The organism is Comamonas sp. 14P8.1.4 (assembly GCF_057799285.1).
This window is the reverse complement of the sequence record NZ_JBYOKN010000004.1, coordinates 97,198-110,626: the sequence shown is the minus strand read 5'-3', so window position 1 is coordinate 110,626 and position 13,429 is coordinate 97,198. Positions and strand designations below refer to the sequence as shown.

The window sequence follows — 13,429 nt, the reverse complement described above, 5'->3', positions numbered from 1 at the left end:
CTTGCGTGTGCATATTTCTTGCTTAGGTTGTTGCCAGTTTTTGTCAGACAGGTTTTTGCGCTATGAACTCCGAACTCGGCACCCTGCGTTCCGCTTACCGCCAGGAAAAAGCAGCCATCAGTGATGCGCTGCGCACACCCGCCGCCAGCACCCGGGGCATTCGCGGCGTGCTGCAAAAGCTGTCACGCCTGACGGACAAGCACCTGTGCGCCATCCGCACAGCCACCACCCTGCCCGCGGAGATTGCCTTGGTTGCCGTGGGCGGATATGGGCGCGAGCAACTGTTCCCGGCCTCCGACGTGGACGTGTTGCTGCTGCTGCCCGGCAACCGCACCGAAGAGCACGCGGCCCTGACGGAAGACCTGGAACGCTTTATTGGTGCCTGCTGGGATGCCGGTCTGGAAATTGGCTCCAGCGTGCGCACCATCAGCGAATGCGTGGCCGAAGCCAAGAATGACGTCACGATCCAGACCGCCATGCTGGAGGCACGCTTTATCGACGGCGATGCGGCGCTGTTTGCCGAGTTTCAAAAGCAGTACCGCTCCAGCCTGAACCCCAAGGCCTTTTTCACCGCCAAGACGCTGGAGCTGCGCCAGCGCCACATCAAGCACGAGGGCACCCCCTATTCGCTGGAGCCAAACTGCAAGGAATCGCCAGGCGGCCTGCGGGACTTGCACACCATTTTGTGGGTGTCGCAAGCGGCGGGGCTGGGGCGCACCTGGCGCGAGCTGGCTGCCTCAGGGATTGCCACCGAGTTTGAAGCCACCCAGCTGGAGCGCAACGAGGCCACACTGAGCCTGATCCGCGCCAAGCTGCATGCTTTGTCGGGCCGCCACGAAGACCGCCTGATTTTTGATCTGCAGTCTGCCGTGGCTGAATCCTTTGGCATTCAAAGCCACACGCCCGCCGGCGAGACCATGCCCGTGCGCGCCAGCGAGGTGCTGATGCGCCGCTACTACTGGGCCGCCAAGGCGGTGATGCAGCTACAGCAAATTCTGCTGCTGAACATTCAGGCCCACCTGTACCCCAACAACGCCGAGCTCAAATACATCGACGAGCGCTTTTTCGACAAGGACGGTCTGATCGAAGTCTCCAGCGACGACCTCTACCAAAAAGACCCCCAGGCCATCCTGGCGACCTTTCTGACCTACCAAAAATCCCCCGGTCTACGCGATTTGTCCGCACGCACGTTGCGCGCCCTCTACAGTGCCCGCGACCTGATGGACAACAGCTTCCGCCAGGACCCGGTCAACCGCCAGACCTTCATGCAGATTCTGCAGGCACCCAGCGGGCAGACCCACGCCTTCCGCCTGATGAATGCCACCTCGGTGCTGGGGCGCTACCTCTGGTCGTTCCGCCGCATCGTCGGTCAAATGCAGCACGACCTGTTCCACGTCTATACGGTGGATCAGCACACCATGATGGTGCTGCGCAATATGCGCCGCTTTTTCATGGCCGAGCATGCGCACGAATACCCGCTGTGCTCCCAGCTGGCCAGCGGCTGGGACAAGCCCTGGCTGCTGTACCTGGCCTGCCTGTTCCACGACATTGGTAAGGGCCGCGGGGGCGATCACTCCGAAATCGGTGCCATCGAGGTCAAGCGTTTTGCCCGCCAGCACGGCATGAGCAGCGAAGACGCCGCACTGGTCGAGTTTCTGGTGCGCGAGCACCTGCAGATGAGCACCGTGGCGCAAAAGCAGGACACGTCAGACCCCGATGTCATCCGTGCGTTTGCCGAGCGCGTGGGCAATGAGCGCCAACTCACCGCGCTGTACCTGCTGACGGTGGCCGACATTCGCGGCACCAGCCCCAAGGTCTGGAACGGCTGGAAGGCCAAGCTGCTGGAAGACCTGTTCCACAACACCATGCGCGTGCTGGGTGGGCGCGCGCCCGATGCCCAGTCACTGGTGGAAGCGCGCAAGCGCGACGCGCTGGTGCAACTGGCGCTGTCGGCCCAGCCCCACGAGTCGCACCAAGCCCTGTGGGACACGCTGAGCGTGAGTTACTTCATGCGCCACGAACCTGCTGACATCGCCTGGCACACGCGCCAGCTCTCACGCCACGTAGGCAGCCCCACGCCCATCGTGCGGGCACGCCAGTCGCTGGCCGGTGAAGGGGTGCAGGTGCTGGTGTACGCACCCGATCAGACCGACCTGTTTGCCCGCATCTGTGGCTACTTTGACAACGCTGGACTGATGGTGGTCGACGCGCGCATTCACACCGCACGCAACGGCTATGCGCTGGATACCTTCCAGATCGCCTCGGAACAACTACAAATGCACTATCGCGAGCTGACTGCATTGATTGAAAACGGCCTGCCCCAAGCCATTCAGAGCAAAGAGCCGCTGCCCGAGCCCATCAAACGCCGCCTGTCGCGCCGCGTGCGCAGCTTCCCCATGGTGCCGCGCGTCACCCTCACGCCGGATGAGAAGGCGCAAAGCTGGCTGCTCAACATCTCGGCCAGCGACCGCGCCGGTCTGCTGTATTCGGTAGCGCGCATTCTGGCCACACACGGCCTGAGCGTGGAGCTGGCCAAAGTCTCCACCCTGGGCGAGCGCGTGGAAGACAGCTTTCTGGTGCAAGGCGCCAGCCTGGCCAACAACGCCAAGCAACTGCAGATCGAGACCCAGCTGGTGCAGATGCTGGAGGAGTAAGCGCTTTTTCAGGCTCATACCAAGGTGGCTTGGCCGGGGCTTGCCTGACTGCACAGCCGCGCTGGCACACAGGGCGACCGCAAGGTCTGCTGGCGCAGCAGGCACCGTGAACAGCGGATAGCTAGCAGCGACCTCCTCACATGCCGCCATCACTCCCATCCGCCAACATCTACGGCAGCCATCCACAAATAAAGAGCGCCTGGCGCTGACCTACCAAGGATTTCACATAGTTTTCTATCTGAAATTCTTGAAAGACCAGCGCTAGGCGCTACTTTTTTCACAAAACCACCGCCATCCTGCGGATGGCAGAGGCACACCGTCAATAGTGCGGCGGCAGCTCGTCCCGCAGGTTGCGGGACGCACCCTGGGCGCCTTCGGGCACCTGCAGCTTCAGCTGGCGCACCTCGTTGATCAGCGCATCAATTTGCTGCTGCTGGCGGTAGATGGTCATATTGAGCTGCTCCAGCAGGTCGTCGGCATAACTGGCCTTGACCTCCAGATCCATCACCCGCGCTTCCAGCGCGGAAAAAGACGGGGCATCGCTCATGCTGCCATCGCCTGGGCCAGACGCGCCACGCCTTCGCGGATCTTGTCTTCATCGGCCGTAGCAAACGACAGACGGAAGGTCGCGTTATCGGGCTGCTGCGCAAAAAACGGAGCGCCCGGCACAAAGGCCACACCGGCTTCGATCGCTTTTTTGGCCAACACATTCGCATCCGCCAGTTTACCGCTCTGACCGGTCAGCGTAACCCACAGGAACAGGCCGCCTTGCGGTTCGGTGAACGCAACAGCATCGCCCAGCTCCGCACGCAAAGCCGCCATCATGGCCTGGGCACGCGCGGCGTACACCTTGCGCACCTTGGCCAAAGTGGCAGGCATATGACCCGCCAGCAGGTACTGCGCAGCAGTGGCTTGGGCAAACGTGCTGGTGTGGGCATCACTGAATTGCTTGCACATCACGGCCTTGGCCAGCAGCTCGGGGTTGGCAATCAGCCAGCCAATGCGCAGACCAGGGCTCAGCACCTTCGACAGCGAGCCACAGTGCGCCAGCCATTCACGGCTGCCTGGCACCTCACTGGACAGCGCCAGCAAACTGGCAGGCGGAGGCACATCGAAGTACAGATCACCGTAGGGATCATCTTCCACCACCAGTGTCTGGTGCTGCACCGCCAACTCCAGCACACGCTTGCGGCGCTCCAGGCTCAAAGTGGCACCGCTGGGGTTGCCAAAGGTGGGAATCAGGTAGACCAGCTTGGGCTGGTGCTCGGCTATCAGCTTTTCCAGTTCTTCCACGATCACGCCCTGCGCATCCACCGGCGCACTGATCACTTCTGCGCCATACAGACGGAAGCACTGGATGGTGGCCAGGAAGGTCGGCCCTTCCACAATCACCTTGTCGCCCGGGCTGATCATGCACTTGCCCAGCAAATCCAGCGCCTGCTGGCTCCCGGTAGTGACGATCAGTTGCTCCGCATACACATCCTTGGCGCCTTTGGTTGCCATGAAGGCCGCCAACTGCTCACGCAGCGGGCCGAAACCTTCTGTTGCACCGTATTGCAGCGCCAGGCCGGCATTTTCAGCCAAGGCCTTATTCGAGGCGTCTTGAATACCCGCCACGTCAAACATGGCGCTGTCGGGAAATCCGCCTGCAAAACTAATAATCCCTGGCTTACCCAGCAGTTTAAATAATTCGCGTATGGCCGATGTTTCTACGTTATCCAATCGTTTGGCAAATTGCATCAAGAATTTCCTTTCATTTAAAAATTCAATGCCTTATGAATTCTGTCTTGCAAATCAGCAATTTCCGACAAGCGGCTTTTTATTCGAATGCTAATCTTTCGAACAAATCCGTGAGGAGGGATTATTGCGTCATATATTAAATATAAAAACTATTAATAATTCATATATTTAATATTTTGATTATTCAATATTTAAATTTCAACTATTCAAATATAAAAACTTACCGAAAATATTAATTGGCACACATTTTCACGAGTAGAGAGCATGCACTTACTTAGTTTTACAACCTGGAGTCCAACATGCGCTCACCCACCTTTCACTTACACCGAACTGCACAAATGTTAGCGGTTTCTGCGGCCGTTGTAGCGCTCACCGCTTGCGGCTCCAGCGGTTCCGTCCATTCCAGCGCCGGAGGCTCTTCTACGCCCGGCGGCAGCACGACCACGACCAAGCCCAATGCGGCGGTAGCCGCATTGCAGGCCACCGTCAAAGAAACAGCCGACACCACCGGCACCGTCAGCAAAATCACTACCGATGTTGCGGGTGTTACCACCAGCGTTTTAGGCAATGCCCCTGTGCTTGCCAGTGCGGCGGCGCCAACCGCTACGGTTTTGAGTGAAACCGGTAAAGCGGTGGACTCGCTGACCCTGGGCCTGCGCAGCGGCCTCGGCAAAATTGGTGAGACCACCGATCCTGTAGGCACCACATTGTCGGGCCTGGAAGGTACCGTTGTGCACGTTGGGGGGGCTGTCTCTGGCGTGGGCGGGCTGGTCAAGGGTGTTGGCGCCAACCTAGGGCCTGTAGCGCTGGTCACCGATGTGGCTGGCGGTGCTGTGAACCAAGTAGGCGGCGTGGTGGGGAACCTGGGCCACACCGTCGGCGGGCTCATTACTGATGGGCCTCTGGGCAGCGTCACCGGCACCGTCAGCAACCTGGCAGCCCCATTGCTGATCAATACCGTCGGCGTTGTGCAGCAAGTGGGTGACACCACCGGCCTGGGACAACCCATTAACAACCTGCTCACCATGGTGGGAGGCCTTGTCACCAACGTCGGTGTTTCCGCTTACAACACCCAGGTGCCTGTGATTGCACCGGTAGGTTTGCTGGTTGGAGAAGTGGGCCAGGTCGTTGGCTCTCTGGGAGGCCTTGTTGGCACGGGCGCTACAGCCTCAGGGACTGGTGGGCTCCTAGGCGGCAATCTGCTGGGTAGCGGCAACGGTGGCTTGCTGAGTGGTGGCCTGCTCACCGGCAGCTTGCTAGGTCAAGGTGGCCTGCTGTCAGGCGGCCTGCTGAGCGGCAGCCTGCTGGGTGGCGGATTGCTGGGCGGTGGCCTGCTTGGTGGTTCTACGGGTTCCGCCACGGCAGGTGGCGGGACGATACTGTCCGGAGGGCTTTTGGGCGGTCTGACAGGGGGCCTTCTGAATGGCGGATTGCTGGGTGGCAGCTTGCTGAGCGGTGGCACAGTCACTGTCGCGGGCAGCGCGACCGCAGGGAGCACCGCCACATCCAACGGATTGTTGAGCCCTGTCTTCAACTTGCTCAATGGCTTGGGCAGCATCGCTAAAAAGTAAATCGCCTTCGGTGAGGGGGAGGTAGGCACTTCCCCCTCCAAATAATTGGGAGTGCCATGCGAATTAAATTAGGTTGGATTTGTCACCCTGTTTGGCTGTGCTCTTTGGGCACAGCCAATCTCATTTCTGCCTGGGCACAAACTGGTGCTCCAACAGGTAACCCTCTGGATACGCTGCCACAAACCACGCAGCTGCTCAATCAAACTTGGAGCACGCCCGCCTCTGCGCTCACCCTGAGCAAGGGGCTGCAGCCGGTACAACCTCTGCAGCAAGCTGTTCAAGCCAACAATATTCAAATTTCCGGCGTCCATGCCCTGCCTTTTGAAACCATTGCTGCTTTTTTTCAACCCCTCTCGGGCAAACGCATCACCATCGCAGACTTGGCAAATGCAGTAGCGCAAGCTACCGATGCCTACCAAAAAGCAGGTTATGCCCTCTCCTTTGTGTACCTGCCTGAGCAGAGTTTTGAAGGGGGCGTTGTACGAGTGGTGGCTGTGGAAGGCCATATCAACCGCGTCGTTCTGCAAGGGGATAGCGGCAAATCTCAGCAACTCTTAGAGGCCATGGCTCAACCCGTGGTTGAGCAGCGCCCCTTGAGCAAAGAAGTGTTTGAGCGGCAGACACTCTTGATGTCGCGGCTAGACAATCTGAAAGTGGGCGTTGCTGCGGCACTGCCCACCACGACCGACGGTGGCACGCCACTTACCCTTATGCTGGACCGACCCCCCGTGCTCTTCAATGTAGGCGCCGACTTGCGCCAGGGAGACCCCAAAGCGGTTGCGACGCTCACTTTGAGCGATCCCTTGTGGGGAGGCTCTCAATGGCAGTTCACTTCGCTGCTGGATGACTGGAACAAGGAGCGCTTTGTCTCTGCCACCTTGAATCAAACACTGAACGCCAAAGGCACGCGCCTGTCGGTTGTTGCCTCTGAATTCCGTGGGCAAGACAATTTCATTGGCAACTCCTTGCAGGACACCACATCGCAACGCAAGCTCAGTGCCGGCATCACCCACCCACTTCACCTCTCCAACACTGGCAGCACCGTGATTGGCGCTACTGTTTTTGGATTGAACTACAAAAAGAACTACGAGTTCCCTGCACTTAACCTGGCCTTTATGGACGAAGAGAAGGTCCGGGCCATCCAAGCCCACTGGAACTGGATCAAGGTATCCCCTCAATCACAGCAATCTGCAGGCTTGAGTTTTACCCAAGGTATTGACGCACTGGGAGCGGAGCTCAATCGCTCGGTGCTATTGGGAAACAATGACGCCAAACTGGATTTCTCGAGGCTGTCCGTTGACTACAACGTACGCTGGCGTGCCAAGAATATGTTTGGTGCAGGTTTCGGGCTCGGCGGACAAACTACATCGCATACGCTGCCGACCTCCGAACGGATCTCCTTCGGTGGCACACGGTTTGGTCATGGTTATCGCAGTGGTGAGGCTGCAGGCGACCAAGGGCTGGGTGTCAGCTTCGAAGCCAATCGCCAATTTTCATTCGCTGATGGAAAATGGCTGAAGACACTGGAGCCCTATCTGCTCTACGAACATGCAAAAACTTGGTTCCACAGCGCCGATTTTTCAGGCCAAACACTGCAATCCACCAGTCTGGGTGTGCGCCTGAGCGATAGCAAGCACTACGCGTTGGATCTGGCAGTCTCTAAACCCCATGGCGATAAAAGCCCCTACAACCCAGAGCAAAAACTGCGCTATAGCCTGGCATTGACGTATCAGTTAGGTCAATAAGCGGCACCCACTCCACCTAGCGCTCTCAAGGTCCCCCCCCCAACGTAGCGCTAAAGACGGGTTGGCCAAACAGCTGTGCCGCAAATGGCTCGCGTGGGCCTAAGTGCGCAATCCCGCACACACCCAGGATGGTTCGTAGAAAATACGACCATCCTTTTTTATGCCCCATGAAAAAATCTGCGATAGAGCCTTTCTTCACCACCCTGCGTGAAGCCAACCCCACGCCCCAGACCGAGCTGGAATACACCACCGTTTTCGAGTTGCTCGCCGCGGTGCTGCTGTCCGCGCAAGCCACCGATGTGGGCGTCAACAAGGCAACGCGCAAGCTTTTCCCAGTGGCCAACACGCCGCAAGCTATTTTGGATCTGGGCCTGGAAGGGCTGGAGGGTTACATCAAAACCATCGGTCTGTACCGCAGCAAAGCCAAACATTTGATGGAGGCCTGCAGGATTCTGGTCGAGCAACACGACAGCAAAGTCCCCAACACCCGTGAAGCGCTGGAGGCCCTGCCTGGCGTTGGCCGAAAAACCGCGAATGTGGTGCTGAATGTCGCCTTTGGCCAGCCCACCATGGCGGTGGACACCCACATCTTTCGGGTCAGCAACCGCACGGGACTGGCCCCAGGAAAAACACCGCTGGAAGTCGAAAAACAACTGCTCAAGCGCGTGCCTGCAGAGTTTGCTGTGGACTCCCACCACTGGTTGATTCTGCTTGGGCGCTATGTCTGCCAGGCGCGTAAACCGAAATGCTGGGAATGCTTGGTCACCCAACAGTGCGATTTCCAGCCCAAAAGCGAAGCGCCCAAAGCCAGCCGCTGAGCACCGCTTTGTCACAAAATATTTCGTGAATTTGACTTCCGCCAAGGCTTGACGCAAAGCAATAAGCGTTAACCCTAGCTCTCGTACATTGAACTGGTCACCAACACCCACCAAGAGGGACCTCAATGTCAAGCGCCTCTGTTGCCGCCACCCCGGCCGCACCTGCACCCGCCAAGCTGATGCCGAGAATCGGTCTCGCTGCGGCCTTCATCATCCTGCTGGCCATCGTCTTCATGCCACCCATTGCCGGCTTGCCCCAAGCAGGGCAAATGATGCTGGGTATTTTGGCATTCGCCGTGATTGTGTGGATGACGGAGGCGCTGGACTACGCGGTGTCCGCTTTGGTCATTGGCGCATTGATGATCGGTTTGCTCGCCATCAGCCCTGTGCCAGGCAAAGAGGGAATCAGCGCGGTCATGATGGGCACCAAAGCGGCCCTGCCTTATGCCCTCGATGGTTTCAGCAACAGCGCCGTGGTGCTGGTTGCAGCGGCATGCTTTATTGCCGCAGCCATGACCGCTACACGACTGGACCAGCGCATTGCCTTGCAAGTGCTGTCCTATGTCCCGGCACGTGCCAACCACGTGGTCATGGGGGCCATTCTGGTCGGCTTCCTGCTGTCCTTCATCGTGCCCAGCGCCACCGCACGTGTGGCCTGCCTGATGCCCATCATGCTGGGCTTTTTGACCGCTTTTGGTGCGGACCGCCGCAGCAAGTTTGCCGCCCTGGTGGTCATCACCGCAGCCCAGACCGGCAGCGTGTGGAACGTGGGCATCAAGACGGCTGCCGCCCAGAACATGGTGGCCATCGGCTTCATCGAAAAGCAATTTGGCCAGACCATCACCTGGGGTGAATGGTTTGTCGCCGGCGCGCCCTTCTCTGCCTGCTTGACCGTGCTGCTGTACTTCATCATGACCCGCATGCTCAAGCCAGAGATGGACCACATTGCCGGAGGCCGTGAAGCCGTGCGCCAGCAACTGCTGGCCCTGGGTCAGATGACGCTCAACCAGTGGAAGCTGCTGGCCATCACGCTGGTGTTGCTGGGCTTCTGGGCCACCGAAGGTGTGCTGCACAACATTGACACCACTTCTTCCACCATTGTGGCCATTGCGCTGATGCTCATGCCGCGTCTGGGCGTCATGTCCTGGAAGGAATCTCAAAAGGGCTTTCCGTGGGGCACAGTGGTGCTGTTTGCCATCGGCATTGCCATGGGCTCGGCCTTGCTCAAGACCCAGGCAGCGCCCTGGTTGGCCAAGCTGATTGTGGACAACCTGGGGCTGACCAATGCCACGGCTTTCGCCATTCTGATGCTGCTGTCGCTGTTCCTGATTGTGATTCACCTGGGTTTTGCCAGTGCCACGGGGCTGGCTTCCACCATGATCCCCATCATCATCAGCGTGCTGCAAGCCGTGGAAACACCGGGCATCAACCCCATCGGCATGACCATGCTGCTGCAGTTCGTGGTGAGCTTTGGTTTCATCCTGCCGGTCAACTCGCCGCAAGGCATGCTGGCCTACGGCACCGACACTTTTGACATCAAAGACTATGTGCGCACCGGCCTGGTGCTGACCGTCGCCGCCACGGCGCTGCTGGTGGTGTTCGCACTGACCTACTGGCCCATGATGGGTTACATGACGCTGCAGTCGGCAGGCTAAGCCTCGCACACAGCAGTCAAAAGCCCCGCAATGCGGGGCTTTTGACATGCAGCGTCCCGATGCGGCTTAGCTTGCCGCCTGCTCCATGCGCAGCGCACGCTTTTGCGACCAGCGGTGCAGCACACGCGGCACCACAAACACCAGCAGCACAATGATCACCAGCGTCAACGCCATGGGTCGCTGCAGGAAGATGGCGAAGCTGCCTTCCCCAATGGCCACGGCGTTGCGCATTTGTGCTTCGGCCAGTGGCCCCAAAATCATGCCGACCACGACGGGGGCCGTCGGAAAATCAAAGCGCCGCATCACCACGCCCAGCAAGCCAATGCCGTAGAGCAAGAACAGATCGAACGTGCTTTGCCGCATGCCGTAGGCACCCACGGTGGCAAAAATCAAAATCCCGGCGTACAGGTACGGACGTGGAATTTTGAGCAGCTTGACCCACAAGCCCACCATGGGCAGGTTCAGCACCAGCAGCATCAGGTTGCCGATGTACAGCGAAGCAATCAGTGCCCACACCAGTGCCCCTGCGCTGCTGAACAGCTGTGGCCCGGGGTTGATGCCGTAGTTCTGGAAGGCGCCCAGCAGCACCGCCGTGGTGTTGCTGGTCGGAATGCCCAGCGTCAGCAGCGGGATCAACGCAGCCGTCACCGTGGCATTGTTGGCCGCTTCGGGGCCAGCCACCCCTTCAATGGCACCTTGTGTACCAAACTCGGCCTTGTCGGCGCCTTTGGCCAGTTTTTTCTCGGTGGCGTAGCTCAAGAAAGTAGGAATCTCCGTGCCACCAGCGGGGATGCAACCGAACGGCGTACCGATCACCGTGCCGCGCAACCACGCGGGCACCGAGCGCTTCCAGTCCCGGCGTGTCATATGCACCCGGGCCACCCGATTTTGCGTCTCGACCACTTTGCCTTCGTACAAAGCGGCATACAGCACCTCCGCCACGGCAAACAGTCCCACGGCCACCAGCACAATGTCGATGCCGTCCATCAGCTCCATCTGTCCGCCGGTATAGCGCGCGGCGCCAGAGATCTGGTCCATCCCCACGCAGCCCATGGCCAGGCCGACAAACAACGCGGTCATACCGCGCAGGCTGCTTTGACCCAACACCGCGCTCACCGTGGTGAAAGCCAGCACCATCAGCATGAAGTACTCGGGCGGCCCCAGGCGCACTGCAAAGTCGGCCACCGTCGGGGCGAACAAGGTCACGACCACCGTGGCCACCGTGCCAGCCACAAACGAGCCAATGGCTGCCGTAGCCAGTGCTGCGCCGGCACGGCCGCTCTTGGCCATTTTGTTGCCTTCCATGGCAGTGACCATGCTGGCCGTCTCCCCCGGGGTGTTCAGCAAGATGGAGGTGGTGGAGCCGCCATACATCGCCCCGTAGTAAATGCCCGCGAAAAAGATCATCGAGGCCGTAATTTCCACCTTGGCCGTGATGGGCAACAACATCGCCACCGCCACGGCCGGGCCAATCCCTGGCAGCACGCCCACGGCCGTACCCAAGGCGCAACCCAGCAACGCCCACAGCAGGTTGACCGGCGTAGCGGCGACGGCAAAGCCTTGCATCAGTGCATCAAAAAGTTCCATCACAGCCACCCCGTTTGCGTCAGTCCCGGCAAATTAATGGCCAGAAATTGTGTGAAAGCCCAAAACACGGGGGCGGCAATGGCCAGCCCGATGCACACATCCTTGAGCAAGGCGCTGCAGCGCAAAGTCTGCGTCTGTCCCTGGGCACGGCGCAGGCCCTGCACCGCCATCACAAAGCACAGCGTGCAACTGAGGATGAAGCCCAGATGCTCAATCAACCCCGCATTGAGCAACAGGCCCGCAGAGACCCAGACAAACGGCCCGATGTCTGCACGCTGGCTGCCGCTGGGCGGTGCTGCATGGCGGTAGCCGCCCGACAGCGCCTCCCACACCAGCCACACGCCGCACAGTGCCAGCACCGCGGCGGACAGCCAGGGTAGAAAGCTAGGGCCGACACCGCCGTAGCCTGCGTCACCCGGAATCATTCGGGCACCAATGCCCATACCAATGGCCACAACCACCACGGCCGCACCCATGGCAGCCTGCCAGCGCGCGGAAGGGACCGTGGGCATCACGTCCGGGGATGGGGGGGCTTGCACGTGATCAGACATGCCGCACTCCTTTAAGCACAAAAACAGGCTCTAGCCCTTATTTAATAAACGCTAGAAGCTATCAATAACTAAGCAATCACACCCCGCAGCACCTGCGGCAGGGTGCTGCGGCGGTCACACCATGCCAGCGCGGCTCATGGTGTCTTGCAGGTCGGCAAACTCCTTGTCGACAAAGCTGGCAAAAGCGTCCCCCGCCAACCAGGCCGGTGTCCAGTCGTTCTTCTTTAGGGCCTCTTGCCAGGCTGCGCTCTTGGTGGCCTTTTCCAGCTTGGCCACCAGCTCGTCGCGCTGGGTCTTGTTCAGCCCAGGCGCACCGTACACCCCGCGCCAGTTGCCAATTTCCACATCGATGCCCTGCTCTTTGAGCGTCGGTGTATCCAGCGAAGGCAGACGCTGGGCCGAAGTCACGCCAATCGGCTTCATCTTGCCGCTGGCAATGTATTCGGCAAATTCACTCAGACCGCTGCCGCCCACCGTAACGTTGCCACCCAAAATGGCCGAGATGGCCTCTCCGCCCCCACGGAAGGCCACATAATTGATCTTGGCGGGGTCCACGCCCACCGCCTTGGCAATCATGGCTGCCGCAATGTGCTCGGTTGATCCGCGCGAGCCACCGCCCCACTTCACACTGCCGGGGTCTTTCTTGAGCTGTGCCACCACCTCGGCCATGCTTTTGAAGGGCGAGTTGGGGGGCAGCACAAACACGTTGTATTCACTGGTCAGGCGTGCCAGCGGCGTGACCTGCTTGAGCGTGACCGGCGGCTTGCCGGTGATGATGCCGCCCAGCATGACCGCACCCATCACCATCATGGCGTTCGCATCGTTCTTGCTGCCGTTCACAAACTGCGCCAGGCCAATCGCGCCTGCAGCGCCACCCTTGTTGTCATACGTTACCGAGGACGCTACGCCCGCATCCTGCAGGGCCTTGCCCAGCGCGCGGCCTGTGGTGTCCCAACCGCCACCGGGGTTGGCAGGCAGCATCATCTTGACGGCGGCTGCCTGCGCCCAGCTGGTGTGCGGCAGCATGCCGGTTGCGGCCAAAGCGGCCATGCTCTTCAAAAAAGTATCGCGACGCATCGTTGTGTCTCCTGTGTAGCTGTGGAATGTC

The 13,429-nt window shown here is 59.7% G+C and carries 10 protein-coding genes; 5 read left to right on the top strand and 5 right to left on the bottom strand.

The window, feature by feature from the left end; all coding sequences use genetic code 11:
* Positions 1-62: 62 nt before the first annotated feature.
* Complete coding sequence (locus AC27VO_RS09785) at positions 63-2,654, top strand: [protein-PII] uridylyltransferase (RefSeq protein WP_488666522.1); 2,592 nt, start codon at positions 63-65, stop codon at positions 2,652-2,654.
* Positions 2,655-2,973: 319 nt separating this feature from the next.
* On the opposite strand, the gene AC27VO_RS09780 is transcribed toward AC27VO_RS09785, so the two are convergent.
* Positions 2,974-3,201, bottom strand: a complete 228-nt coding sequence (locus AC27VO_RS09780) for a SlyX family protein (RefSeq protein WP_488666521.1) — start codon at positions 3,199-3,201, stop codon at positions 2,974-2,976.
* A complete protein-coding gene (locus AC27VO_RS09775) occupies positions 3,198-4,394 on the bottom strand; it encodes an aminotransferase-like domain-containing protein (RefSeq protein ID WP_488666520.1) in 1,197 nt (398 codons plus the stop codon). Before AC27VO_RS09775 ends, AC27VO_RS09780 begins: the two co-directional genes overlap by 4 nt.
* Positions 4,395-4,732: 338 nt before the next feature.
* Here AC27VO_RS09775 and AC27VO_RS09770 point away from each other — a divergent pair, with 338 nt between their 5' ends.
* From AC27VO_RS09770 to AC27VO_RS09755, 4 genes are all read left to right on the top strand, one after another.
* On the top strand, positions 4,733-5,965 hold the full coding sequence (locus AC27VO_RS09770) for a collagen-like triple helix repeat-containing protein (protein ID WP_488666519.1): 1,233 nt from the start codon (positions 4,733-4,735) through the stop codon (positions 5,963-5,965).
* Between the two features lie 56 nt (positions 5,966-6,021).
* Entirely contained in the window at positions 6,022-7,710 is a 1,689-nt protein-coding gene (locus AC27VO_RS09765; RefSeq protein ID WP_488666518.1) for a ShlB/FhaC/HecB family hemolysin secretion/activation protein, read from the top strand.
* A 167-nt stretch (positions 7,711-7,877) separates the two neighbouring features.
* Positions 7,878-8,528: an endonuclease III gene (gene nth, locus AC27VO_RS09760; protein WP_488666517.1), complete on the top strand. Its 651-nt coding sequence runs from the start codon at positions 7,878-7,880 to the stop codon at positions 8,526-8,528.
* Positions 8,529-8,653: 125 nt separating this feature from the next.
* The gene (locus AC27VO_RS09755; protein WP_488666516.1) at positions 8,654-10,183 is read left to right on the top strand and encodes an SLC13 family permease; all 1,530 of its coding nucleotides are present in this window, start codon (positions 8,654-8,656) and stop codon (positions 10,181-10,183) included.
* 66 nt (positions 10,184-10,249) lie between these two features.
* Here the strand turns inward: AC27VO_RS09755 and AC27VO_RS09750 are convergent, their stop codons facing one another.
* The 3 genes from AC27VO_RS09750 to AC27VO_RS09740 form a co-directional block, all read right to left on the bottom strand.
* Positions 10,250-11,770 carry a tripartite tricarboxylate transporter permease gene (locus tag AC27VO_RS09750; RefSeq protein ID WP_488666515.1) on the bottom strand — a complete coding sequence of 507 codons (1,521 nt, stop codon included), beginning with the start codon at positions 11,768-11,770 and terminating at the stop codon, positions 10,250-10,252.
* Positions 11,770-12,321 carry a tripartite tricarboxylate transporter TctB family protein gene (locus AC27VO_RS09745; RefSeq protein WP_488666514.1) on the bottom strand — a complete coding sequence of 184 codons (552 nt, stop codon included), beginning with the start codon at positions 12,319-12,321 and terminating at the stop codon, positions 11,770-11,772. Before AC27VO_RS09745 ends, AC27VO_RS09750 begins: the two co-directional genes overlap by 1 nt.
* A 114-nt stretch (positions 12,322-12,435) precedes the next feature.
* Positions 12,436-13,398 (bottom strand): Bug family tripartite tricarboxylate transporter substrate binding protein, encoded by a 963-nt coding sequence (locus AC27VO_RS09740; RefSeq protein ID WP_488666513.1) that lies wholly within the window; start codon positions 13,396-13,398, stop codon positions 12,436-12,438.
* Positions 13,399-13,429: the final 31 nt, after the last annotated feature.